22 protein-coding genes are annotated in these 25,060 nt (G+C 65.3%); 16 read left to right on the forward strand and 6 right to left on the reverse strand.

The annotated features are described in order from the left end of the window. Positions 1-104: 104 nt before the first annotated feature. The 3 genes from XH87_RS04325 (at position 105) to XH87_RS04335 (ending at position 1,806) form a co-directional block, all read left to right on the forward strand. Positions 105-260 (forward strand): hypothetical protein, encoded by a 156-nt coding sequence (locus XH87_RS04325; protein ID WP_014493894.1) that lies wholly within the window; start codon positions 105-107, stop codon positions 258-260. Positions 261-401: 141 nt separating this feature from the next. Next, the gene (locus XH87_RS04330; RefSeq protein WP_271586290.1) at positions 402-1,331 is read left to right on the forward strand and encodes an aspartyl/asparaginyl beta-hydroxylase domain-containing protein; all 930 of its coding nucleotides are present in this window, start codon (positions 402-404) and stop codon (positions 1,329-1,331) included. A 16-nt stretch (positions 1,332-1,347) separates the two neighbouring features. Then, entirely contained in the window at positions 1,348-1,806 is a 459-nt protein-coding gene (locus XH87_RS04335) for a YybH family protein (protein WP_271586291.1), read from the forward strand. A gap of 54 nt (positions 1,807-1,860) precedes the next feature. On the opposite strand, the gene XH87_RS04340 is transcribed toward XH87_RS04335, so the two are convergent. From XH87_RS04340 to galE, 3 genes are all read right to left on the reverse strand, one after another. Then, positions 1,861-2,562, reverse strand: a complete 702-nt coding sequence (locus XH87_RS04340) for a fumarylacetoacetate hydrolase family protein (RefSeq protein ID WP_028179464.1) — start codon at positions 2,560-2,562, stop codon at positions 1,861-1,863. 36 nt (positions 2,563-2,598) lie between these two features. After that, on the reverse strand, positions 2,599-4,401 hold the full coding sequence (locus XH87_RS04345) for an ABC transporter ATP-binding protein (protein ID WP_271586292.1): 1,803 nt from the start codon (positions 4,399-4,401) through the stop codon (positions 2,599-2,601). Positions 4,402-4,519: 118 nt separating this feature from the next. Continuing rightward, positions 4,520-5,533 carry a UDP-glucose 4-epimerase GalE gene (gene galE / locus XH87_RS04350; protein WP_271586293.1) on the reverse strand — a complete coding sequence of 338 codons (1,014 nt, stop codon included), beginning with the start codon at positions 5,531-5,533 and terminating at the stop codon, positions 4,520-4,522. Positions 5,534-5,658: 125 nt separating this feature from the next. Here galE and XH87_RS04355 point away from each other — a divergent pair, with 125 nt between their 5' ends. Then, on the forward strand, positions 5,659-6,696 hold the full coding sequence (locus tag XH87_RS04355; protein WP_271586294.1) for a glycosyltransferase: 1,038 nt from the start codon (positions 5,659-5,661) through the stop codon (positions 6,694-6,696). 177 nt (positions 6,697-6,873) lie between these two features. Here XH87_RS04355 and waaF read toward each other — a convergent pair whose 3' ends face one another. After that, on the reverse strand, positions 6,874-7,962 hold the full coding sequence (waaF, locus tag XH87_RS04360) for a lipopolysaccharide heptosyltransferase II (RefSeq protein WP_271586295.1): 1,089 nt from the start codon (positions 7,960-7,962) through the stop codon (positions 6,874-6,876). A 160-nt stretch (positions 7,963-8,122) separates the two neighbouring features. Here waaF and rfaD point away from each other — a divergent pair, with 160 nt between their 5' ends. The 5 genes from rfaD to XH87_RS04385 all read left to right on the forward strand — a co-directional run bounded on the left by rfaD (position 8,123) and on the right by XH87_RS04385 (position 14,964). Beyond that, positions 8,123-9,103, forward strand: coding sequence for an ADP-glyceromanno-heptose 6-epimerase (gene rfaD / locus XH87_RS04365; protein ID WP_271586296.1), 981 nt, complete (start codon positions 8,123-8,125; stop codon positions 9,101-9,103). Between the two features lie 12 nt (positions 9,104-9,115). Beyond that, positions 9,116-10,600, forward strand: a complete 1,485-nt coding sequence (rfaE1, locus tag XH87_RS04370) for a D-glycero-beta-D-manno-heptose-7-phosphate kinase (RefSeq protein WP_271586297.1) — start codon at positions 9,116-9,118, stop codon at positions 10,598-10,600. 41 nt (positions 10,601-10,641) lie between these two features. Beyond that, positions 10,642-11,895: an O-antigen ligase family protein gene (locus tag XH87_RS04375; protein ID WP_271586582.1), complete on the forward strand. Its 1,254-nt coding sequence runs from the start codon at positions 10,642-10,644 to the stop codon at positions 11,893-11,895. Positions 11,896-12,020: 125 nt separating this feature from the next. Continuing rightward, complete coding sequence (locus tag XH87_RS04380) at positions 12,021-13,934, forward strand: SDR family NAD(P)-dependent oxidoreductase (protein WP_271586298.1); 1,914 nt, start codon at positions 12,021-12,023, stop codon at positions 13,932-13,934. 82 nt (positions 13,935-14,016) lie between these two features. After that, positions 14,017-14,964, forward strand: a complete 948-nt coding sequence (locus tag XH87_RS04385; RefSeq protein ID WP_271586299.1) for an NAD-dependent epimerase/dehydratase family protein — start codon at positions 14,017-14,019, stop codon at positions 14,962-14,964. Here the strand turns inward: XH87_RS04385 and XH87_RS04390 are convergent. Then, positions 14,952-15,971, reverse strand: coding sequence for an MraY family glycosyltransferase (locus XH87_RS04390; protein WP_158668077.1), 1,020 nt, complete (start codon positions 15,969-15,971; stop codon positions 14,952-14,954). The two genes, XH87_RS04385 and XH87_RS04390, sit on opposite strands and share 13 nt — an antisense overlap. Beyond that, complete coding sequence (locus XH87_RS04395) at positions 15,968-16,927, reverse strand: lysylphosphatidylglycerol synthase transmembrane domain-containing protein (RefSeq protein ID WP_271586300.1); 960 nt, start codon at positions 16,925-16,927, stop codon at positions 15,968-15,970. Before XH87_RS04395 ends, XH87_RS04390 begins: the two co-directional genes overlap by 4 nt. 309 nt (positions 16,928-17,236) lie before the next feature. Between XH87_RS04395 and XH87_RS04400 the strand changes: the two genes are divergently transcribed. The 7 genes from XH87_RS04400 to XH87_RS04430 all read left to right on the forward strand — a co-directional run bounded on the left by XH87_RS04400 (position 17,237) and on the right by XH87_RS04430 (position 24,996). Beyond that, complete coding sequence (locus XH87_RS04400) at positions 17,237-18,226, forward strand: SDR family NAD(P)-dependent oxidoreductase (RefSeq protein WP_271586301.1); 990 nt, start codon at positions 17,237-17,239, stop codon at positions 18,224-18,226. A 7-nt stretch (positions 18,227-18,233) separates the two neighbouring features. Further along, positions 18,234-19,646 (forward strand): mannose-1-phosphate guanylyltransferase/mannose-6-phosphate isomerase, encoded by a 1,413-nt coding sequence (locus XH87_RS04405; RefSeq protein WP_271586302.1) that lies wholly within the window; start codon positions 18,234-18,236, stop codon positions 19,644-19,646. Between the two features lie 184 nt (positions 19,647-19,830). Continuing rightward, a complete protein-coding gene (locus XH87_RS04410) occupies positions 19,831-20,835 on the forward strand; it encodes a Gfo/Idh/MocA family protein (RefSeq protein WP_271586303.1) in 1,005 nt (334 codons plus the stop codon). Positions 20,836-20,886: 51 nt separating this feature from the next. Continuing rightward, positions 20,887-22,038: a DegT/DnrJ/EryC1/StrS family aminotransferase gene (locus tag XH87_RS04415; RefSeq protein ID WP_271586304.1), complete on the forward strand. Its 1,152-nt coding sequence runs from the start codon at positions 20,887-20,889 to the stop codon at positions 22,036-22,038. A gap of 327 nt (positions 22,039-22,365) precedes the next feature. Then, a complete protein-coding gene (gene murJ / locus XH87_RS04420; protein ID WP_271586305.1) occupies positions 22,366-23,892 on the forward strand; it encodes a murein biosynthesis integral membrane protein MurJ in 1,527 nt (508 codons plus the stop codon). A gap of 262 nt (positions 23,893-24,154) precedes the next feature. After that, a complete protein-coding gene (locus XH87_RS04425) occupies positions 24,155-24,421 on the forward strand; it encodes a DUF1127 domain-containing protein (RefSeq protein ID WP_158670390.1) in 267 nt (88 codons plus the stop codon). 50 nt (positions 24,422-24,471) lie between these two features. After that, the gene (locus XH87_RS04430; protein WP_271586306.1) at positions 24,472-24,996 is read left to right on the forward strand and encodes a GNAT family N-acetyltransferase; all 525 of its coding nucleotides are present in this window, start codon (positions 24,472-24,474) and stop codon (positions 24,994-24,996) included. Positions 24,997-25,060: the final 64 nt, after the last annotated feature.

The following is a 25,060-nucleotide window of genomic DNA, read 5'->3' on the forward strand; positions in this document are numbered from 1 at the left end:
GGCCCGGCTGAATCGGCGACGGTTCCAGAACGGTTAACGCCGATTTAACGGATGAGTCCTAGGCTGTCTCGGCCGGGGTTACTCGCAAGGCCGAGGTGAGCCCAATGGAAGCCCAGAAGATTGCGGTCGACGCCGTCGTCGCGCTGACCGATTGCGACCGGGATGCTGTCATCGCATTCATCCGCCGGCTCTATCTCGCCGGCGTCACCGATCCCAAGCGTTTGACATTCAAGGGTCTCCAGGCGCTGTCGCGGGCTTGATTCGGCTCGTTTCGGCCGTTTCGGCGTCGGTTCCATTCTCCTGTTCTCCCCAGTGTGACCGCAACCCACCGGCGAATATCTTGCCGCTGGCGCCTGAGCGAGCTACACGACACCCCGGCTGGGTCACTGGGGAACGGGGATATGCTGAAACAGCTTTTTGCGCCGCAACTTGTCATTCTTTACGTGCTTGCGGCCTCGACGATTTACGTCCATTTCCGCGGCAAGCAGCGGCTGCGCTTCGCGCGCCAGCTCGGCGATCACTCGACCTATCTCGCGCCGTACAACGTGCTGATGTATGCGGGCTCGGCGGTGCCGAACAAGCCGGTGATCTCGGTCGAGCAGTTTCCCGAGCTGAAGCCGCTGAGCGAGAACTGGGAAACCATCCGCGACGAGGCGGTACGCCTGTTCGACGAAGGTTTCATCCGCGCCGCCGCCAAGAACAATGACTGGGGCTTCTACTCGTTCTTCAAGAGCGGCTGGAAGCGGTTTTATCTGAAGTGGTACGACGACTTCCTGCCGTCGGCGAACACGCTGTGTCCGAAGACGGTGGAGCTGCTCAAGTCGATCCCGAGCGTGCACGGCGCGATGTTCGCGATGCTGCCGCCGGGCGGCAAGCTCGGCGCGCACCGCGATCCCTTCGCAGGCTCGCTGCGTTATCACCTCGGCCTCGTCACGCCGAATTCGAACAAGTGCCGCATCCTGGTCGACGGCGTCGAATGCGTCTGGCGCGACGGCGAGGCCTTCATGTTCGACGAGACCTTCATCCATAGCGCCGAGAATGCGACAGACGTCAACCGCATCATCCTGTTCTGCGACGTCGAGCGCCCGATGAAGTACGGCTTCATGACCGCGATCAACCGCTGGGTCAGCCACCACATCGTCAAGGCCTCTGCAACGCAGAACGTCGACGGCGAGAATGTCGGCGTGCTCAACAAGGTATTCGGCAAGCTCTACGAGATCCATCTCGGCAGCCGCAAGGTCAAGGAGTGGAACCGCAACGTCTACTACACGCTGAAATACTCGCTGACGGCTCTGATCCTCGGCCTCATCGTGATGTCGGCATTGCGGTGAATGAATGATCCGGCCAATGGCCTCGTTGCCGATTGCTGACGCGGAGGCCACGCAGTTCTTCCGCAACTGGCTGGAGGCCTTCGCGGGCTATGTCCGCGAGGTCGACTACGCTTCGGCGCGGCCGCTCTTCCATCCGGACGTGCTCGCCTTCGGCACCCACAACGACGTCATCCCCGGCCTCGATCAATGGGTCAAGACGCAATGGGACAACGTCTGGCCGAAGACCACCGACTTCCGCTTCGTCCTCGATCAGACTTCCGTTCTGGCATCGCCAGACGGCATGATGGCAACCGTGATCGCGCCGTGGACGAGCACGGGCTATCATCCCGATGGCGGCGCGTTTCCGCGGCCGGGCCGGGCGACGATGGTGTTCTCCAAGACCGCCGACGGCTGGCTGTGTGTGCATTCCCACATGTCGCTCAACCGCGGTGTGCCGCAGGCAAGCCACGCCAACCGGCCGGTGAAGGCCTGGTGAAAACAAAAAGGCCCCGGATGGTCCGGGGCCTTTTGATTGCCGGGCTTGTGCAGCCTATTCCGGCTGGCCGATGCTCACCTTCAGTGTGCCGACGCCGTCGACGCCGCATTCGAGCTTGTCGCCTGGCTGGAGCTGCGACACACCGGCCGGCGTTCCGGTCATGATGATGTCGCCGGCCGCGAGCTTCACCTGCTGCGAGAGTTGCCAGATGATCTCCGGCACGTTCCAGATCAACTCGGTAAGGTCGCCCTTCTGGGCTTCCTTGCCGTTGACCGTCAGCCAGATCTTGCCCTTGGAAGGATGGCCGATCTTCGAGGCCGGTTGCACCGCGGAGCAGGGCGCCGAATAGTCGAACGACTTGCCGATCTCCCAGGGACGCTCCTTCTTGCGCGAGGCGATCTGGAGATCGCGCCGGGTGAGATCGATGCCGACGGCGTAGCCGTAGACGTGGTCCAGCGCCTTGTCGGCCGGAATGTTGAGGCCGCCGCTCTTCATCGCAACGATCAGTTCGACCTCGTGGTGCAGGTCCTTGGTCAGCGGCGGATAGGGAATGGTGGCGCCATCGGGCACCAGCATGTCGGCATGCTTGGCGAAGAAGAACGGCGGGGCGCGCTCGTCGTTGCCCATCTCGCGGATGTGCTCGAGATAGTTGCGGCCGACGCACCAGATGCGGCGCACCGGATAACGGCCGCTCTCGCCGACGACGGGAAGCGAAGCCTGGGGCGGAAGCGGGATGACGTAGGAGGCGGCGTTCATGTAAGGTCTCGCGGCTCTTGAGGTTGACGAGGAACTCTAGGCGGTTGCGCTGATCGGCGCCAGAGCGCCGGAATCGTGGTGCTGCAAGCGGAAGAACGAGGCGTAGCGCCCGCCGCGGCGGAGCAACTCGTCATGTCGACCCTGCTCGACGATCTCGCCGCCCTCGACCACCAGGATGGCGTCGGCGTGCATGATGGTGTGCAGCCGGTGAGCGATCACGATGGTGGTGCGGTTCCGGCAGAGATGCTCGATCGCCTCCTGCACCTGCCGCTCGGACTCCGAATCGAGCGCTGCGGTGGCTTCGTCCAACAGGATGATCGGCGCGTTCTTGATCAGCGCGCGGGCCACCGCGATGCGCTGGCGCTGGCCGCCGGACAGCTGCGTGCCGTGCTCGCCGACCGGCGTGTCGTAGCCGAGCGGGAAGCCCATGATGAAGTCGTGCGCGCAGGCCGCCTTCGCCGCCTCGATGATTTCATTCTCGCTCGCGCCCGGCCGGCCGAAGGCGATATTGCTGCGGATGGTGTCGCGGAACAGATAGACGTCCTGGCCGACATAGGCGGTTTGCGCCCGCAGCGATTTGCGCGAGACCGCGCCGATCGACTGGCCGTCGATCACGATGTCGCCCTGCGTCACCTCGTAGAAGCGCAAGAGCAGCGCGAGCACGGTCGACTTGCCGCCGCCGGAGGGGCCGACCAGCGCGGTGACCTTGCCGGGCTCGGCGACGAAGCTCATGCGGTTGAGCACGGTCTCGCCATTGCGATAGGAGAAGCTGACGTCGCGGAGCTCGATGCGGGCATCCGACAGCTTCAGCGCCGGCTTGTCGTCGTCGGAGCGCTCGCTCGCCGGGCTGTCGACGACTTCGAGCAGCATGCGGGCGCCGACCAGCTGGCTGTTGAGGTCGATATTGAGCCGCGCCAGCCGCTTGGCGGGCTCGGTCGCCATCAGGAACGCGGTCATGAAGGAGAAGAACGCGCCGGGCGTGGCGTTGAGCGCGACCACGGCATAGCCGCCGTACATCAGGCAGCCGGCGACCGCGAAGCCGCCGAGCATTTCCATCAGCGGGTTGGAGCGGTTGGCGACGCGGGCCATCTTGTTGGCGTTGCGCTCGACGATCGCGATGTTCTCGTCGATGCGGGCCTGCATGGCCTCTTCGAGCGTGAACGCCTTGACGGTGCGGATGCCCTGCAGCGATTCCTGCATCGTCTCCATGATGTCGGCGGTGCCGGTGAACTGGTTGAAGGCGAGGCCCTTGATGCGCTTGACCAGCTTGCGCAGCACCAGCATCGCCGGCGGCACCGCGACGAGGCCGATGAACGACATCAGCGGGTCCTGCCACACCATCACGCCGATCATGGCGAGCAGCATCAACAGGTCGCGCCCGATGGCATTGACCAGCATGTTGAGCACGTCGGTGATGGATTTCGCGCCGGCCGTCAGCCGCGCCAGGAACTCGGAGGAATGCCGCTCGGAGAAGAAGCCGACGCTCTCGCGCATCAGCTTGGCGAACAGCTGGCGCTGGTTGGTGGCGAGGATGGCGTTGCTGATCTTGGTCAGGATCACCATGTGGCCGTAGGTCGCCACGCCCTTGATGAAGAGCAACGCGACGGTGATGCCGGAGAACATCGCGATGCCCGGGATGTTCTTGTCGACATAGGCCTGGTTGATGACCTGGCCGAGCACATAGGTCGCGCCTGCGGTCGCGCCGGCGGCGAGAGCCATCAGCGCGAAGGCGACGAGGTAGCGCCGCCAGTAGACGATGCCCTGTTCCGTGACCAGGCGGCGAATCAGGACCGCTGCCGCATAGGGATCGTCGGTGATTTTCTTTGGAAACTGGGCCATCCGGTGTCCATTGACGGTGCGGGACAAAGCCTGCCCGCGCGTCAGGGATCGATGGGCCTCTGTGCCCGCTCAAGCCGGGTTTTTCAAGCCCAATTAAGGGCTTGCGCTTGGGATGATTCTAGGCCGAGGCGGCGTGGCGGAGCTCGCCATGGCGCTCGCGGAACAGCTTGTCCTCCCAGGCCAGCGCGTGCGCGGCGATGGTCTCGAGGTCCTCGTATTGCGGCCGCCAGTCGAGCAGGCCGCGGATGCGGCTGGTATCGGCGACCATGGTCATGATGTCGCCGGGCCGGCGCGGCGCGTATTGCACGGCGAAGCTGCGGCCCGAAACGCGGCGCACAGCGTCGATGGTCTCCAGCACCGAATAGCCGCGGCCATAGCCGCAGTTGAGCGTGGTCGAGGCGCCGCCGTTGCGCAAATAGGCAAGGGCCGAGCGATGGGCCTGCGACAGATCCGTGACGTGGATGAAATCGCGGATGCAGCTGCCGTCCGGCGTCGGATAGTCGGTGCCGAACACGTCGATCTTGGCGCGCTGGCCGGTCGCGGCTTCCACCGCGATCTTGAGCAGATGCGTGGCGCCGACGGTGGCGAGCCCAATGCGCGCCTGCGGATCGGCGCCGGCGACGTTGAAGTAACGCAGCGTCACGTATTGCATGCCGTAGGCGGCGGCAACGTCGTGCAGCATGATCTCGGTCATCAGCTTGGACGAGCCGTAGGGCGACAGCGGCCGCGTCGGCGCGTGCTCGGGCACCGGCACCTGGTCCGGATTGCCGTAGACCGCGGCGGTCGAGGAGAAGATGAAGCGGCCGATGCCGCGCTTGACCGCCACGTTGAGCAGGTTGCGCGCGGTCATGAAGTTGTTGCGGTAGTAGCCGAGCGGATCGCGCATCGAGTCCGGCACGACGACCGAGCCGGCGAAATGGATGATGCTCTCGATGTCGTGCTGGGCGATCACGCCTTCGAGCAGGTTTTCGTCGCCGGCATCGCCGATGAACAGCGGCACGCCTTCGGGCAGGTAGGCCGAGAAACCGGTGGAGAGATCGTCGATCACCACGACGTCCTCGCCGGCTTCCGCCAGCGCCAGGACCGTGTGACTTCCAATGTAGCCGGCGCCGCCGGTGACTAGCACAGTCATGATCTCACCCGTCTTCGATCAACGCGCAAACTAGCGCTTGCGTGGTGAAGAGGGGGTATCGGCGCGGCTGAACTGGCCACTATGCTTAATGTTGCGTATAGGGGGCCTGTCAAACGGAGCATGACGTGGCGAATCCCCCTGATGATCTCGAAGTGATCGTGCCAAATCTGCACAGGCGCTATTCCGGGGTCACCGCCACCAATCGGATGGTGGCGCCGCGGGCGGCGAGGCTGTTTCGCGCCGCCTGGTTCGGTTCGGACGCGCCGGAGGGGATCGCGCGGCTGAGCATTGCCGATTTTCTGAAATTGTGGCGCCGCGACCGGCCCGTGATCTGGCATGCGCGCCGCAACAACGAGATGATCGCGGGCGTCGCGTTGCGCACGCTCGGCTGGCCGCTGAAGCTCGTATTCACCTCGGCGGCGCAGCGGCATCACAGCTGGATCACGCGCTGGCTGATCCGGCGCATGGACGCGATCATCGCGACATCAGATCTCTCGGCCTCGTTTCTGAAGGTGAAGGCGACGGTGATCCCGCACGGCGTCGACACCGACGTCTACGCGCCGTCGACCGATCGCGCTGCGGCCTTTGCCGAAAGCGGCCTGCCGGGCCGCTACGCCATCGGCTGCTTCGGCCGCGTGCGCGCGCAGAAGGGCACCGATGTGTTCGTCGATGCGATGTGCCGTCTGTTGCCGCGCCATCCCGATTTCACCGCCGTCATCGTCGGTCAGGTCACGCCAGAGCAAACGCCCTTTGCCAACGACCTGAAGAAGCGGATCGAAGCCGCCAATCTGCAAACGCGCATCGTCATCACCGGCGAATTGCCGATCGAAGCGGTGCAGCGCTGGTATCAGCGGCTGACGATCTACGCCTTCACCTCGCGCAACGAAGGTTTTGGCCTGACGCTGATCGAAGCGATGGCGGCCGGCAGCGCACTCGTCGCGTCACGCGCCGGCGCGGCGGAGCTCGTGGTGGAGGATGGCGTCACGGGCGTGCTGATCCCGACCGGTGATGCCGATGCGCTCGCTGCGGCGCTGGAGCCGCTGATGCGCGACGTGGCCGCCGCCACAGTGATGGGCGAGCGCGGGCGGGCGCGGGTGCTTGAACGGTTCAGCCTCGACGCCGAAGCCGCGCGGATCGGCGAGGTCTATCGGCCGCTGCTCTGACGCGGTTTCCGGGGGCGCAAACAAAAATCGCGAAAACAACCCCATGCACAGTAGCCGGGGTCAGCAAGATCAATGGCTTGGCCGAGAGCTTGATTGATTGCGGATTTTTCGAATCGCGTTTGACTTGTCGGGCAAAACACTGGCATGATGTCACCATCGGCGCGAGCCCCGAGCGCCTCACGTCATCGCCCTTGCCCCCGCCTCCATCAGCACCCTCTCCGCAATCCCCACCACCTCGCTCGCCGCGATATTCCGCATGCAGCGGTGATCGTTCATCTTGCAGGTCGTGCTTTGGCAGGGCTGGCAGGACAGCTCCTCCTTGTCCTGCACCACGGTTGCCGCAAGGCCGTTGAGGGGAGCCCAAAGATAGGGGCTGGTGGGGCCGAAGATGCCCATGGTGGGCGTGCCCAGGGCGGCTGCGATGTGCATCAGGCCCGAATCGTTGGAGATCGCAACGCCGGCCGCGGCCATGGCCAGCACGCCGTTGCGCAGATCGGTGCCGGTGAGGTCACGCACCCCCGGGCCGCCAGCGGTCCCCGGGCCGCCGGCGGCGACGATCTCCTGGGCGAGGCCCTTTTCGGCGGGGCCGCCGACCACCCACACCTCGAGGCCACGCTCGACCAGTAGCCGGGCGGCCTCGGGATAGTAGGTCCAGCGTTTCGAGACGCCGACCGAGCCTGGGGCGAGCGCCACGGCGGCGCCGGCGCTGAGGCCGTTGGCCTGCCGCCAGCGGACGATCTCCTCGGCCGGGACCCGCAGTTGCGGCACCGGCCATTCCGGCGGCAGCGGGGTGCCGTCGGGCTGGGCCAGCGCGGCGTTCTTGTCGATGAAGCGGGGCAGCTTCTTCTCGCCCCAGCGCCAGCGGTTGATCAGGCCGAACCTGAACTCGCCGACGAAGCCGACCCGTTCAGGAATACCGGCCAGCGCCGGCGCGATCGCCGCCTTCCAGGTCCGGGGCAGCACCAGCGCGGTGCCGTAGTTCCGCTTCCGAAGGAGCTTTGCCAGGCCGAACTGGCGGCTAACTGCCAGCCGGCCACGCGGCATGTCCCAGACGATGCCAGCGCGTACGCCGGGCATGTAGTCGATCAGCGGGGCGCACAGCGACGTGGTCAGGAGATCGACCGGCCGGTTCGGCCAGCGCTCCTTCAGGACCCGCACCACGGTATGATTCCGCACGAAATCACCGATCCACATGTAGGGAATAATCAGGATCGGGCGCGTGTCGCTCCGGTCTGCATCTCCAACAAATTGCGAATCATTATTCATTTGTTAATAGGGCTGAAGACGTGCTGATGTTGGCGGTTCGGTAGCCGCTCCGGACCGGCAGGTAAAGCCGGCAGAAGCGCAATCCCAAAACCGCTTACACTTTGGCGGATCATGCGCTACGGCAGGACCGGGCACCAAGAAAATCGGGCAGGTAATTGGAATGTTGCTGGTGACCGGCGGGGCCGGTTTTATCGGATCGAATGTCGTGGCTGCGCTGAACGAGGCCGGCCGCAGCGACGTCGTGGTCTGCGACCTGCTCGGCACCGAGGGCAAGTGGCGCAACCTCGCCAAGCGGCAGCTTGTGGATATCGTCCCCCCGGCCGAGTTGGAGGGCTGGCTGAAGGGCCGCAAGTTAGAGGCCATGATCCATCTCGGAGCGATTTCCGAGACGACCGCGACCGACGGCGATCTCGTGGTCGAGACCAATTTCCGCCTGTCGATGCGCCTCCTGGACTGGTGCACGGCGAATGCGGTGCCATTCATCTATGCCTCCTCGGCGGCGACCTATGGGAATGGCGAGGCCGGCTTTGACGACGACGCCTCGCTGCCGGCGCTGAAGAAATTGCGGCCGATGAATCTCTACGGCTGGAGCAAGCACCTGTTCGACCTCACCGTTGCCCAGCGCGTAGCGAACGGCGATCCGCTCCCGCCGCAATGGGCCGGGCTGAAATTCTTCAACGTGTTCGGCCCCAACGAGTACCACAAGGGCTCGATGATGAGCGTGCTGGCGCGGCGGTTCGACGACGTCAAGGCGGGCCGCGTCGTGCAGCTGTTCAAGTCGCATCGCGAGGGCATCGAAGACGGCGACCAGCGCCGCGACTTCATCTATGTCGACGACGTCGTGCGCGTCATCATGTGGCTGCTGGCGACGCCGTCGGTGTCCGGCCTGTTCAACGTCGGCACCGGCAAGGCGCGCAGCTTCAAGGACCTCATGCTGGCCGCCTACGCCGCGCTCGGCACCAGGCCCAACATCGAATACATCGACATGCCCGAGAGCATCCGCAACAGCTACCAGTACTTCACCCAGAGCGAGGTCGATCGCCTCTGCCGCGCCGGCTATAACGGCGGCTTCACGACGCTCGAGGACGCGGTGAAGGCCTATGTCGGGGACTATCTCGACCGGCCCGACCGCTTCCGCTGAGGCTTTTTGATCATGGCGACGCCCATTCTCGATTTCGACGCCCTCGCGCAAACGATCTCAGGCCGCACGGTGCTGTGCATCGGCGACATCATGCTGGACGAGTTCGTTTATGGCGAGGTGTCGCGGATCTCGCCGGAAGCGCCGACGCCGGTCATCGCCGCACAGCGCAGCGAGATTCACATCGGCGGCGCCGGCAACGTCGCGCGCAACGTCGCTTCGCTCGGCGCGCGCTGCATCTTCGTCGGGCTCGTCGGCGAGGACGATGCGGGCAGGCGGCTGGCATCGGCGCTGGGTGAGCAGGCCGGCATCGAAAGCGTGCTGGTGTGCGACCCCTCGCGGCCGACCACGCGAAAAGCCCGCTTCGTCTCCGAGCATTTTTCCACGCACATGCTGCGCGCGGATTGGGAGCAGGCGCTGCCCGCGTCCGATGACATCGAAACGAAATTGATCGACGCGATCCTGCCGCGGATCGCGCGCGCCGACATCGTGCTGCTGTCCGACTACGCCAAGGGCGTGCTGACCGCCCGCGTGATCCGCCACACCATCGATGCCGCGCGAAAGCTCGGCAAGCCCGTGGTCGTCGATCCCAAGAGCCTGAACTGGGCAATCTATCGCGGTGCCACGCTGCTTACGCCCAACCGCAAGGAATTTTCGGAAGCGACCCGCAGCCGCGCCGAGACGGTGCAGAGCATCGTCGAGGCCAGCGAGGATGTGATGCGGCTCGCCGATTGCGAGGCGATCCTGGTCACGCAGGGCGAGCACGGCATGACGCTGGTGCCGCGCAACGGCGCGGCCGTGCACGTTCCGGCTTTCCCGGTGAAGGTGCGCGACGTCTCCGGCGCCGGTGATACCGTCGCCGCCGCGCTCGCGGTATCGCTTGCGGCCGGTGCGGACTGGGACACGGCGCTGCGCGTGGCCAATGCCGCCGCCGCCGTCGCCGTCGGCAAGCAGGGCACCGCCAGCGTGAGCACGGCCGAGCTGCGGCGAAAGATCCTGCCGCATGCCACTCTCGCGGCCGAGGAGAAGATCGTGCTCGATCCTGATACGCTCGATGCGCAACTCGCCGAATGGAAGAGGCAAGACCAGCGCGTCGGCTTCACCAATGGCTGCTTCGACATCCTCCATCCCGGTCACGTCAAGGTGCTGACTGCGGCGCGCGCGGCCTGTGACCGTCTGATCGTGGGGCTCAACAGCGACGCCTCGGTGCGGCGGCTCAAGGGCGCCGATCGTCCGGTGCAGGACGAGCGCGCGCGTGCCGAGGTGCTCGCCGCGTTGGAGGCCGTCGATCTGGTCGTCATCTTCGCGGAGGACACGCCGATCGACCTGATCAGCAGGATCAAGCCCGGCGTGCTGGTCAAGGGCGGCGACTACACGCGCGAGCAGGTCGTCGGCCACGAGGTCGTCGAGGCCGCGGGCGGAACAGTCGTGCTGGTCGACATCCTCCAGGGCTTCAGCACGACGGCGCTGGTTCATCGCGCCCGGGGAGGGGGCAAGTGACAAGCCAATCGACGGCACTTGCCCGGGAGACCCCCGGCCAGATGTTGCGGCGGCGCCTGCGCAGTCCGGCGGCCTGGCGCGAGACGGTCGACCTGTTTGCGATCCTGACCGCGGCCTCGCTGCCCTGGTCGACGTCGCTTGCGGGGATCTTCAACGCGCTGATGCTGCTCTGCATGGTGCCGTTCCTCGACCTCCGCTCCTTCCTGCAATCGCTGAGGCGTCCGATCTGTGCGGCGCCGATCGCGCTGGTCGTTCTCGCGCTGGTCGGGACGCTGTGGTCGGATGCGGCCTGGGGCGCGCGCTTCTATGCGGTCAATCCGACCGTCAAACTGCTCGTGCTGCCGGTCCTGCTCTATCATTTCGAGCGCTCGCCGCGTGGGCACTGGGTGTTCATCGCCTTCCTGGTGTCCTGCGCGCTGTTGTCGCTGATGTCGTGGCTGGTCGCCTTCTATCCCAATCTTGCGCTCAAGACCGATCCGGCCGAGCGCGGCATCTTCGTCAAGAACTACATCGACCAGAGCCAGGAGTTCGCACTCTGCGCGGTCGCGCTCGCCTATCCGATCGTGATGCTGCTGCGCGAGAAGCGGTACTGGCTCGCCGCCCTGCTCACGGCGCTTGCGCTCAGCTTCTTCGTCAACATGGTCTTCGTGGTGGTGTCGCGCACGGCGCTCGTTACCATTCCGATCATGTTCGGCGTGTTCGCGTTGCTTCACCTGAGAGGGCGCAGCATTGCGATCATCTCCGCAGCCCTGCTCGTCGGGGCCTTTCTTGCCTGGCAGGCCTCGCCGCATCTGCGGCAGACCGCGGAGAGGTTTGCCGGGGACTACAGGGGCTATGTGGAACGGGGCGAGCCGACTTCGATGGGACTGCGGCTGGAATTCTGGCGGAAATCGCTCGGCTTCTTCGCGGAGGCGCCGATCATGGGGCACGGCACCGGCTCGACGCGCGGATTGTTCGAGCGGGTCGCGACACCCAGTGGTCAGTACCAGGCGTCCGCCGAAGTGATCGGCAATCCGCATAACCAGACGCTGAACGTCGCCGTGCAATGGGGCCTCATCGGCATCGCCATTCTCTACGCGATCTGGATCCTGCATCTGCTGTTGTTTCGCGGCGAGGGGCTTGCCGACTGGATCGGGCTCCTTGTGGTGGTGCAGAACGTCTTCACGTCGCTGTTCAACTCGCATCTGTTCGACTTCCACGAGGGCTGGATGTACGTCATCGGCGTCGGCGTTGCTGGCGGCATGGTGATCCGGGCACGACAGGGCGGGGCGAAACCGGGCGAGGCGGGTTCCTGAACGACGCCGGCCGCCGCAGGGCTCGACCGGGAGCGTCATCTCGCAAGCCTTCGCTGGCATGTCCCGGCGAGATGGGCTATCAGCGCGGTCGGGTTGCATCTAACAGGGTTTTCATCGGTCGGCGGATGACGCGTCTTTCGCATCTCACCTCGCGCAATTTCCTGATCGCGCTCCACGACCTGATGGCGACCACGGCGGCGCTCTTTGCCGCCTTCTATCTGCGATTCGAGGGCGGCGAAGGCTTCTTCGAACGCTTGCCGCTGCTGTTCCAGATCCTGCCGTATTTTCTTGCCTTCAGCGTGGTCGTGTTCTTCGTCTTGAACCTGACCACGACGAAATGGCGGTTCATCTCACTGCCGGACGCGCTGAACATCATTCGCGCGGCGACCGTGCTGACGGTTGCGCTGCTCGTGCTCGACTACGTCTTCGTCGCGCCCAACGTTCGTGGCGCCTTCTTCCTCGGCAAGGTGACGATTGTCCTCTACTGGCTCCTGGAGATCTCCTTTCTCAGCGCGCTGCGCATGGCTTATCGCTATTTCCGCTATACGCGGGTGCGGCGTCATGCGAGGACCGATGACGCCGCGCCGACGCTGCTGATCGGCCGCGCCGCGGATGCGGAGGTGCTGCTGCGTGGAATCGAGAGCGGGGCGATCAAGCGGATTTGGCCAGTCGGCGTATTGTCGCCGTCGCTGGCGGATCGGGGCCAGATCATCCGCAACCTTCCGGTGCTGGGCGGCATCGACGATATCGAGGACGTCATCGCGGACTTCGCCAAGCGCAACAAGCCGATAGCCCGCCTCGTGATGACGCCATCGGCGTTCGAGCCGGAGGCGCATCCGGAATCGATCCTGATGCGGGCGCGCAAATTGGGCGTGATCGTCAACCGCATGCCCTCGCTCGAGAGCGGCGACACGCCGCGGCTCACGGCTGTCGCGGTCGAAGACCTCCTGCTGCGGCCGAGCGAGAAGATCGACCATGTACGCCTCGAAACCCTGATCAGGGGCAAGGCGGTGATCGTCACCGGCGGCGGCGGCTCGATCGGCTCCGAGATCTGCGAGCGCGTCGTCGCTTTCGGCGCCGCGCGGGTGTTGATCGTAGAGAATTCCGAACCGGCGCTCTACGCGGTCACGGAAGCGCTCGCTGCGCATGGCACGGCGGCTCAGATCGAAGGGCGGATCGCCGACATTCGCGACCGCGAGCGCATCGCGCGTCTGATGGCCGAGTTCAAGCCGGACATCGTGTTCCATGCCGCGGCGCTCAAGCACGTGCCGATCCTCGAGCGCGACTGGAGCGAGGGCGTCAAGACCAACATCTTCGGTTCGATCAACGTGGCCGACGCAGCACTCGCCGCCGGCGCGGAAGCCATGGTGATGATCTCGACCGACAAGGCGATCGAGCCGGTGTCGATGCTCGGCCTGACCAAGCGTTTCGCCGAGATGTACTGCCAGGCGCTCGACCGTGATCTTGCGGCGGCGAGCAGCGGCGCCAAGCCGCCGATGCGGCTGATCTCGGTCCGGTTCGGCAATGTTCTGGCCTCGAACGGCTCGGTGGTGCCGAAGTTCAAGGCCCAGATCGAGGCCGGCGGCCCCGTGACCGTGACGCATCCCGACATGGTCCGCTATTTCATGACCATCCGCGAAGCCTGCGATCTCGTCATCACGGCGGCAACGCACGCGCTCGGAGCGCAGCATTCGGACGTCTCTGTCTACGTGCTCAACATGGGCCAGCCGGTGAAGATCGTCGATCTCGCCGAACGCATGATCCGGCTCTCCGGGCTTCAGCCGGGCTACGACATCGAGATCGTGTTCACGGGCATGCGGCCGGGCGAGCGCCTGCACGAGATCCTGTTTGCCTCCGAAGAGCCGACCCGCGAGATCGGCGTGGCCGGCATCATGGCGGCGCAGCCCAACGAGCCGCCGATGCAGACGCTGCGCAAATGGATTGCGGCGCTCGAGCAGGCGATCGCGCGCGACGATCGCGCCACCATCAGGACCATCCTGAAGGATGCGGTCCCCGAATTCGGATCGACCGCGGCCTGACCATGCAGCCTCGAGGCAAGATCGTCGTCGCCTGTGCCGCTTCGTCCGACTTGTTGCGCAACGCTGCTTCGACGGGGCGACGATGAGCGAGACAAGGCCGGTCGCGCTGGTGACGGGGGCGAGCGGCTTCCTTGGCCGCCATATCGTGCCTGCGCTGACGCGGGAGGGGTGGTCGGTCCGCCGTGCGGTCCGCAGCCCGGACGGGACCGACGGCGAGGTCGTGATCAAGCCGATCGGCCCCGACACCGACTGGCAGGCCGCGCTCGATGGCGTCGACGCCGTCGTCCATCTCGCCGCGCGGGTGCACTACAAGAACGAGGAGCACGCGGTCGAGCTCTACCGCGACGTCAATGTCGACGGCACGCTGCATCTGGCGCGCTCCGCGGCGATGGCCGGCGTGCGCCAGTTCATCTTCATAAGCACCGTTCTCGTTCACGGCCGCAGCAATGACGGCCGTCCGCCGTTCAGCGAGAGCGATGTCCCGACGCCGCGCGGTCTCTACGGCACGTCCAAGGCCGAGGCCGAGGCGGGCCTGAGGGCGCTGGCGCGCGACAGCGACATGAAAATCTCGGTGATCAGGCCGCCGCTGATCTATGGCGCGGGCGCCAAGGGCAATTTCGCGCTGCTGACGCGCGCGGTGAGGCGGGGATTGCCGCTGCCCTTTGCGGCAATCCGCAATCGTCGCAACTTTCTTTCCGTGCAGAACCTGTCGTCGTTCATCCTGCACCGGCTCGGCCATCCCGACCCCGCGAGCAATTTCGAGATCTTCCTGCTCGCCGACCGGGAGCGGGTCTCGACGCCTGAATTCATCGCGTGCCTGGCGAGAGCCTCGGGCAGGACTGCCCGGCTTTTCGGCATGCCGCCAAACCTGCTCAGCGCGGCCCTTCGCGTGATGGGCCGTCGGGATATGCATGATGGCCTGATCGGCTCGCTCGAGCTCGACATCTCGAAGGCGATCGCAACCGGCTGGCAGCCGCAGGTCACCCTCGAGGAGGGCTTGCGCCTGGCGGTGTCGGATCAGGAGCCCTGAGGCCGGGAGAAGCGGCGCAGCACGAATCCGACCGCGAGCGCGCCGGCGACGAGCGCAAGCGTGATGATCGCCGGGGCTGCGGCGCGGATGGTGAGGATGGCGAGCCCGGCGAGCACGAGGTTGAGCAGGAAGACCTCGCCGATCACCTGCGGCACCGTGAACCCGTTGTCGGTGGCGCGCTGGTAGAAATGCGTGCGGTGCGCCGACCAGAACGGTTCGCGCCTGATGATGCGCCGAAACAGCGTGATGGTGGAATCCGCAAGATAGTAGGCGGGCAACAGCAGCGCCGCGGCCGGATGTCCCCGAAAGGCGAGCTCCAGCAGGCACCAGCCGAGCAGGAGGCCGATCGGCAGGCTGCCGACATCGCCCAGGAAGACTCTTGCGACGGGACGGTTGAACGGCGCAAAGCCGAGCATGGCTCCGCACAGCGCGGTGGCGATCAGCACGGCCGGCCATGAGAGATCCCCGAGCATTCCCAGCAGCAGCAGCGCAGAGGTGACCGGCGCGACTTCCGCCACCGTCATCAGGTCGAGCCCATCCATGAAGTTGACGAGGTTCACGAACCAGACCCCGGCAAGGACGATGAGGCCGCGCTCCAGAGCAAGCGGCAGCGCCGGCACGATGCGCGCGGTCTCGGGCGAAGTGAACACGACGGCGCCGACGCAGGCCGCCTGCAGCACCAGCCGCACGATCACCGGCAGCGACTTGATGTCGTCGGCAAAGCCGACCAGCGCGATCAGCACCGTCGCGCCGATCAGCACCGGCGGGATCGCGACGTTCGCCCAGGCGGCCCACAGCGAGGCGACCAGGAGCGTTGCTGCGATCACCGCGATGCCCGCGCCCTGCGGGGTCGGAATGCGATGCGAGGAGCGCGCGTTCGGCCGCGCCAGTGCGTAGCGCTGCAGCAGCGGGCGGCCGGTCCAGGTGACGAGCGCCGAGATCAGCGCGGCGATCGCGACGGCAAGCAGCGAAGGCGCGGCGGCGAGGGCGTCGGTGGCAGGGTTCACTCCGGCACTCCGATCGGGGCCGACCCTTGCGCTGCTTTCTCCGCGCTGAGGATCCAGACCAGGCCGCCGAACACACCGACAATGAAGTACACGGCGCCGAACAGCAGCGAGACGTTGACGCCCTCGCTGGCGGCAAGTCCCGCGAAGCCGAATGCAAGGCTCATCGTGGCTTCACGTACGCCCCAGCCGGCGATCGAGATCGGCATCATCGTGATCAGCATCACCGGCGGCACGAGCAGAAAGACGTCGCTGAAGCGAACCGGGGCCGCAATCGACTGAACGACGCACCAGGCGATGACGACGGCCAGCACGTGAACGAGGACCGACAGGATTGCGATGACCGGCCCGCGGGTGCGGCTGAAGATCACGCGATTGGCGATGACGGCGCAGGCGTGAATGTGATGCGTCGCCCACCAGGTCTTCAGCCAGGGCCATTTCAGTGCGCCGAAAATCAGAAAGCCGATGCCGCCGGCGAGCGCCAGGAGGTCGACGAGCAGCAGGGCCGAGCGCCCGTGCGGATCGGTGATGAGGGTGTAGCTCCAGGGTAGGCTGGCGACGATCAGGACCGCGAGCGCGATCAAGCCGATCGCGCGGTCGACGAAGATCGAGTAGGTCGCCGCGCGCCACCCGGCGCCGGCGCGCGCGACCAGCCACAGCCGGACCGCATCGCCGCCGATCGCCGACGGCAGGGTCTGGTTGAAGAACGATCCGATCACGTTGTAGCGCATGGCGCGGCCGAGCTCGAGCGGCGCACCGCAGACCGCGCTGATCTCGCGCCAGCGCAGCACGCCAACGAAGATCTGCAGGAACGTGACCGCGATCGCCACGCCGATCCAGAACAGGCTGGTCACGGTGAAGCGCGAAAACAGTTCGGACAGGTCGACCTTGCGCAGCGCCAGATAGAGCAGCGCCGCGGAAATCAGGATCTTGGCCGTCGACAGCAGGATTCGGCGCATCTCGTCCGCATGAACAGGGTTTGCGAGGATTTGAGGCAACCCGACGCGAGGCGCCGAATTCGGCCGCTTTGGTATGGTCTTGGCGCCGATCTTGCAATAGCCGTCGTCGGGGGCGCTGGCAGAGCCCTCACGAGCGGCGGCGAGCCTATTGCGACCCCATCAGGCCGGCGGCTAAACAGGATCCGGCTAAAGCGCGATGCGATTAGGATGAATCGTCATCGCGCTTTAGGTTGTTGTTTAAGCATGATCTTTTCGGGAAACCGCCGCGCACTTTTCCGGATCATGCTTTAGGGATCCCCAGGGAACAGGATGATGGATCAGGCGATTTTGGTCACGGGTGCCGCCGGCTTCATCGGCTGCCACGTCGCCAGGCAGCTCCTGGGCGAAGGCCGTCCCGTCGTCGGGCTTGACAATCTCAACAGCTATTACGATCCGGCGCTGAAGCGAGCGCGCCTTGCGCTGCTGAAGAGCGACTCCCGCTTCTCCTTCGTCGAGGCCGACCTCGCCAACCGCGAGACGATGGCGAGGCTGTTTGCGCAACATCGTTTTGCCAAAGTCGTGCATCTCGCGGCGCAGGCCGGCGTGCGCCACTCGATCGAGCAGCCGTACGCCTACGCCGATTCCAATCTCCAGGGCTTTCTCAACGTGCTCGAGGGCTGCCGCTACAATGGCTGTCGTCATCTCGTCTACGCCTCGTCATCTTCCGTTTATGGCGCCAACACAAAACTGCCATTTGCGGTTGCGGACCGCACCGATCATCCCGTGAGCTTCTACGCTGCGACCAAGAAGGCGAATGAATTGATGGCGCAGTCCTACAGCCATCTTTATCGCCTGCCGGTCACGGGGCTGCGCTTCTTTACCATTTACGGCCCGTGGGGCCGGCCCGACATGGCCATGTTTCTGTTCGTGAACGCCATCATGGCGGGCAAGCCGATCCGGCTCTTTAACCACGGCAAGATGCGCCGCGACTTCACCTATATTGACGATGTGACCCGCGTCGTATCGAAGCTGATCGATCTTGTGCCCGCGGACGACCCGGCTGCCGCAAATGCGCCGTTTAAGCTCTACAATGTCGGCAATCACCATCCGGAGGAGCTGATGCACGTCGTCGGTCTTCTGGAGCGGGAGCTGGGCCGGACGGCGATCAAAGAATTGCTGCCGATGCAGCCGGGAGATGTGCTGGAAACGTTCGCGGATGTCGAGGATTTGATGCGCGACACCGGCTTTGCACCGTCAACGCCGATCGAGCATGGGGTCCATAATTTCGTCACCTGGTATCGGGACTACTTCAAGGTTTGAGATCACGATGGACAAACGCATAATCCCCCTGATCATGTGCGGCGGTGCCGGCACGCGGCTGTGGCCCGCTTCGCGCGAGGTGCGCCCCAAGCAGTTCCTGCCGCTGTTCGGAACGCGCTCGACGTTCCAGGACACGCTGCTGCGCGTGTCCGATCCCTCGCTGTTCGATCGTCCGATTGTCATCACCAATGTGTCCTATCGCTTCATGGTGCTGGAGCAGCTCGCCGAGATCGGCATCGAGGCGGACGTGATCCTCGAGCCGATGCGGCGCGATTCCGGCCCCGCGATCGCGGCAGGCGCGGTGTTCGCGCAGAACCGCGCCAGTGAAGCGATCGTGCTCGCGCTCGCCGCGGACCACGTGGTGCAGGACAATGCCGCCTTCGTCGCGGCCTGCCGCGAAGGCCTCACCGCCGCGAGCGCCGGGCGCATCGTCACCTTCGGCGTCAAGCCGGAGCGGCCGGCGACCGAATACGGCTACATCAACCCGGGCGAGGTGATCTCCGGCGAAGTGCACGCGGTTGCGCGCTTCGTCGAGAAGCCGGATGCGGTGAAGGCCTCCGACTACGTCAATTCGGGCTATCTCTGGAACAGCGGCAACTTCATGTTTCCGGCGGCCGTGCTGCTCGACGAATATCGCAGGGTCGATGCCGCGAGCGTCGAGGCCGTCACCGACGCCGTCAACAATGCCGGGCGCGATCTCGGTTTCGTCACGCTGGAGCCGGATGCGTTCGGCGCGGCGAAGGCGATTTCGATCGACTATGCGGTGATGGAGAAGACCTCGCGCGCCGCCGTGGTGCCGGTGTCGTGCGGCTGGTCCGACGTCGGCTCATGGCACGCGGTGTGGGAGCTCTCGGACAAGGACGCGCAAGGCAATGCGGCGCATGGCACCGCCGTGTTCGAGGATTCCCGCAACTGCAACGTCACCACCGATTCCGCGCTGGTCGCGCTCGAAGGCGTCGACGATCTCGTCGTGGTCGCAACTGCGGATGCCGTTCTGGTCTCGCGCCAGAAGGATGCCAACGGCCTGAAGCGTCTCGTGACGAAGCTGAAGGCGGTCGCGCCGAAGGTCACCGAGGAGCATCTGAAGGTGCACCGGCCCTGGGGCAGCTACCAGTCGGTCGACAATGGCGAGCGCCACCAGGTCAAGCGCATCGTGGTGAAGCCGGGCGGGCGGCTGTCGCTGCAGAAGCACCACCATCGTGCCGAGCACTGGATCGTCGTGCGCGGCACGGCCCAGGTCACCGTCAATGAGACGGTGAAGATGGTGCATGAGAACGAATCGATCTACATCCCGATGGGCGCCGTCCACCGGATGGAGAACCCCGGCAAGATCCAGCTGGAACTGATCGAGGTCCAGACCGGCTCTTATCTCGGGGAAGACGACATCATCCGGATTGAAGACGACTATCAAAGGTCGTAACCAGCAAACTCCGAATCACGCGACCCGGGCCGGGAAGGCGGTATCTTTTGCGGCCTAAGGCCCGGGGAATGTGTAACTTTTTGAATCAAATCGTGTCCGGGCTCCCAGCTCCGCATTCGCCACAAATGTGGCGGCCGTGCTAGGAGAGGCGCCGGGGATTTGGGTTGAATCGGGGTTTGCTCAGATGAGTTCCAAAGGATCTGCACCGGCGAAGGTCGGCTTGCGCGTCGGCGTCATTGGTGCCGGCGTGATGGGCAGCAACCACGCGCGCGTGCTTGCCGGTCTTCCCGGCGTCAGCCTCGTCGGCGTCGTCGATCCTTCGCACGCGCATCGCACCCGCGCGACGGAGCTTGCCAACTGCCCGAGCTTCGAGACGCTCGACGAGTTGCTCGCGGCCGGCGTCGATGCCGTCACCATCGCGGCGCCGACGCATCTGCATCACGAGGTCGCGCTTGCCTGCATCGCCAAGAACATCCATGTCCTGGTCGAGAAACCGATCGCGTCCACGGTCGAAGAGGGTCGCGAGATCGTTGCCGCCGCGCACAAGGCGGGCGTGACGCTGATGGTCGGCCATGTCGAGCGCTTCAATCCGGCGGTCGCCGCCGTCAAGCAGGCGATCGCGGGCGAGGACATTCTCTCCATCGCCATCACGCGCGTCGGCCCGTTCCCGCCGCGCATGTCCAATGTCGGCGTCGTCATCGACCTCGCCGTGCACGACATCGATCTGATCCGCTGGTTCACCGAATCCGACATCGTCGAGGTGCAGCCGCAATTGTCGAGCGCGGTTGCCGAGCGCGAGGACATCGCGCTTCTGCAGTTCCGCACCGCCAACGGCGTGCTCGCCCACATCAACACCAACTGGCTGACGCCGTTCAAGGCACGCAGCGTCACGGTCGCGACCCGCGGCAAATACGTGATGGGCGATCTGCTCACGCGCCAGGTCACCGAATGCTTCGGCTTCAAGCCCGACGGCAGCTATTCGATGCGGCATCTGCCTGTCGGTCATGACGAGCCGCTGCGCGCCGAGCTGATCGCGTTCTTGAAGGCGGTGCGACATGGCGAGACGCCGGCGGTAACCGGCGATGAAGGCGTCGCCAGCCTCGAAATCGCCACGCAATGCCTGGAGACGCCCTCGCGTCCCGCCGCGACCGCGCCTGCCCGCAAGGCTCCGCGCCGGATCGCCGGCTGATCCTTTTCCATGTCGACCGCTCAAACGTCACAAGGCGCCAAGAACCAGACTATGAACCAGCATCTGCGTTCCGAACCCATTCCCTTCATCGACGTCGCCTCGCAGCGGCGTCGGCTCGGCGCCTCGCTCGATGCCGCCGTCAAGCGCGTGCTCGATCATTGCCAGTTCGTCAATGGCCCGGAGGTGTTCGAGCTCGAGAAGCAGCTCGCGGCCTATTGCGGCGCCAAGCACGTCATCGGCTGCGCCAGCGGCACCGACGCGATCCTGATGGTGATGATGGCGAAGAATTTCGGGCCGGGCGATGCCGCGCTGTGTCCGTCCTTCACCTTCATCGCGACCGCCTCGCCGGTGGCGCGGACCGGCGCGACGCCTGTTTATGTCGACGTCGATGAGACGACCTTCAACATGAGCCCGGAGTCGCTCAAGCGCGGCATCGCGGCCGCCCGCAAGGCCGGCCTCAAGCCGGTCGCGGTGATTCCGGTCGACCTGTTCGGCCAACCCGCCGATCACGACGCCATCGCCGAGATCGCCAGGGCCGAAGGCCTGTTCGTGCTCGACGATGCCGCGCAAGGCTTTGGCGCGAGCTACAAGGGCCGCAAGCTCGGCACGCTGGCGCACGCCACGGCCACCAGCTTCTTCCCGGCCAAGCCGCTCGGCTGCTTCGGCGACGGCGGCGCGATCTTCACCGATGACGACGAGCTCGCGGCCACGCTGCGCAGCATCCGCGTGCACGGGCAGGGCGTGGACAAATACGACAACGTCCGCCTCGGCCTGACCGGCCGGCTCGACACCATGCAGGCCGCGATCCTGATCGAGAAGCTGAAGATTTTCGACGACGAGATCGCCGCCCGCAACAAGGTCGCGGAGCGCTACGCGCGCGGCCTCGGCAATGTGGTCACCGTGCCGCACCTCAGCCCCGGCAACACCTCGGTCTGGGCGCAATACACCATCCGCCTGCCCAGAGGCACCGATCGCGACGGCTTCGCCGCCGCGCTGAAGGCCCAGGGCGTGCCGACCGCGATCTATTACGGCAAGTCGATGCATCAGCAGACCGCCTACAAGCACTATCCGGTCGCCGAAGGCGGGCTGCCGGGTTGCGAGAGCCTGTCGCAGGACGTCATCAGCCTGCCGATGCACGCCTATTTGACCGAAGCCGACCAGGAGCGAATCATCGCCGCCGTGCGGGGGGCGCTGGCGGGGTGATGTCTTACCCTCTCCCCCTGTGGGAGAGGTCGTCGCGCGAATCGTATCTGCGCGCCTGGGCCCGCGGCGGATTCTGAGCAAGCGCCTCGTCCTTCGAGACGACCGCTCCGCGGTCTCCTCAGGATGAGGCTAAACGGCAGCCTGGCCTCTCGAAATGTTGCCACGCACTCCGTCCTCATCCTGAGGGCTCGCCGCAGGCGGGCGTCTCGAAGGATGCGCTTGCGGGCAAGCTGGCCAACACATTTCTTGTTTGCGATAGTCTTGCCAGACAACCCTTCTCCGCAGCTTGCACCTAGACCTAATCGCGCCATGCTCTAAAACAGGCGCATGCTCGGACGCATCTTCACGGTCGGTGGTTACACGCTGCTCTCGCGGCTGACGGGATTTGCCCGCGACATCATGCTTGCGGCGATTCTCGGCGCCGGCCCGGTGGCCGACGCCTTTTTCGTGGCGCTGCGGCTGCCCAATCATTTCCGTGCGATCTTCGCCGAGGGCGCCTTCAACGTCGCTTGGGTGCCGGCCTATGCGCATGTCCATGGCGAGAAGGGCGAGGCGGCCGCGCACCTGTTCGCCGACCGCATCTTCACGCTGCTGCTGGCCTCGCAAGTTCTGCTGCTGGTCGTTGCCTGGCTGTTCATGCCGCAGGCCATGAGCATCCTCGCGCCGGGCTTTTCCGAGGATGCCGAGCAGCGCAAGCTCGCGATCGAGCTGACCCGGATCACCTTTCCCTATCTGCTGCTGATCACGCTGGTGACGCTCTATGGCGGCATGCTCAACGTGATGCAGCGCTTTGCCAGCGCGGCAGCCGCGTCGATCTTTCTCAATGTCGCGATGATGATGACGCTGGCGCTTGCCGCATGGTTTCCGACCGCGGGCCACGCCGCGGCCTGGGGCGTGCTGATCTCCGGCTTCCTGCAATATTTCCTGCTGGCGGGCGATCTGGCCCGCCATGGCGGCTTGCCGCGCTTTGCGCCGCTCAAGCTCGACGAAGACGTTCGCGGCTTCTTCAAGGCGCTGGGTCCGGCGACGCTGGGCTCGATGGGGACGCAGGTCGCGCTGTTCGCCGACACCATCATCGCGACCTTCCTGCCTGCGGGCGCGCTGTCGGCGCTCTACTACGCCGATCGTCTCAACCAGCTTCCGATCGGCGTCATCGGCATCGCCATCGGCACGGTGCTGCTGCCGGAAATGTCGCGGCGGATCACGGCCAACGACCATGACGGCGCGATGAAGGCGCAGCGCCGCGCCTTCGATTTCACGCTGCTGTTCTCGATTCCGTTCGTGGCGGCCTTCCTCACCGTGCCCGACGAGATCATGCGCGCGCTGTTCGCCCGCGGCGCCTTCTCGAAGGCCGATGCGGTCGCTGCCGGCGGCACGCTCGCCGCCTATGCCATCGGCCTGATCCCCTTCGTGCTGATCCGCAGCGCGGTCGCAACCTTCTATGCGCGCAAGGACACGGCGACGCCGGTGCGGGCGTCGCTGACCGGCATCGCCGTCAACGTCGCGCTGAAGGTCGCCTTGATGGGATCGCTCGCCCAGATCGGCCTCGCGCTGGCCACCGCCGTCGGCGTCTGGACCAATCTCCTGCTGGTGCTGTTCTTCGCCGTGCGACGCGGCTTTCTCGTGCCGGACCGCGCCTGGCTGATGTCGCTCGGCAAATTCCTGCTGACCGGAATCGTTCTCGCCGCCGCGTTCTGGCTGATCGCGCGCTTCAGCGGTTCCTGGCTTGGCGCGATGCACTTCCGGGACGAAGTGACGCTGGTCCTGCTCGCCGTCGGCGGCACCATCGTCTACGCGCTCGCGATCCTCGTGTTGTTCGGCCGCAGCTGGCTGGTCTCGCTGGTGCGCGGCTAGGCGAGCAGGGTCGCTCGCCTCCAGCGTGCGGTAAGTATCCGCACATCTCTTGATTTTGCGCGATCGCCGTGGTATCGATGGCCCCATGACCAAATGCTCGCGCACCCTCAACCGCAATCACATCACCCGCTTCGGCTGGGCGGTGGGAGGAGTCGTGCGCTAGGAATTCGACGACGACATCTTTTCCACCAGGCCCCGCCGGCATCGGACGGGGCCTTTTCGTTGGCCACGTTTCCTGCCGGCTCAACAGCAGGAGCATCCGATGCCACCCCAACAGACGGACATCACAGCCGCGACGGAGCAAGGCGCCGCGAGACTTCGCCTCGACCTCTCCGTCGTCCTGAGCCTCGTCAGGCGATATTGGCGTGCGTTTCAGGAGCGGCCACGCGCACGAATCACCGTGCATGACCTCAGCGACAGGGCGCTGCTGGACATCGGCTTGACGCGCAGCGAGATCGACTGCATCGCGCCTGAACGCGTCATCGAGAGATTGAGAGACAGCACGATGTGGGTCCGCGGCGGGTTGTGACGGATCATCGTTCCTGCCGTTCTTTACTGCGACAAGGAGAGGAGGCGATCATGATATCGCATGCTGCCCGCCGCCAGGCGGACGTGGAAATCCGACGATTGACGGTCGATGATCTCGACGTTTTTCGCGACATTCGCGCGGAGGCGCTTCGAACTCATCCTCAAACCTTTAGTTCTCCTGAAGAGGACGAGGGCGGTGAGGCGATGATGGCGGCGTATCGTCGTTGGCTGGGTGGAATGGTCCTTGGCGCTTTTGGGCGCGGCAGTCTGATCGGTGTCGGGGGGTTCTATGTCTCGTCGGACAAGCGTTTGCAGCACAGGGGCCACATCTACACGGTCTACGTCAGAGAGGACGGCCGAGGTCAAGGGATTGGAGATCGGCTCATCAAGGAGCTTATCGCCCACGCCGAGGCCTGCGTCGAACAGGTGCACCTTGCCGTCCTGGTCGAAGCAACGGCTGCGATCAGGACTTACCAGCGTAACGGCTTCGAAATCTACGGCACTGATCCGGCTGCCGTCCGCATGGGGGAGACCAGGTATGACAAGCACTTCATGGTCAGAAAATTCAGCCACTGACGCTCTTCCGAACGGCTGCCCCGCCTGGTCGCGCCAGAACTGTCGAGAGTGGCGTCGAATCATC

Origin of the sequence: Bradyrhizobium sp. CCBAU 53415 (assembly GCF_028128735.1) — a bacterium.
Classification (GTDB): Bacteria; Pseudomonadota; Alphaproteobacteria; order Rhizobiales; family Xanthobacteraceae; genus Bradyrhizobium.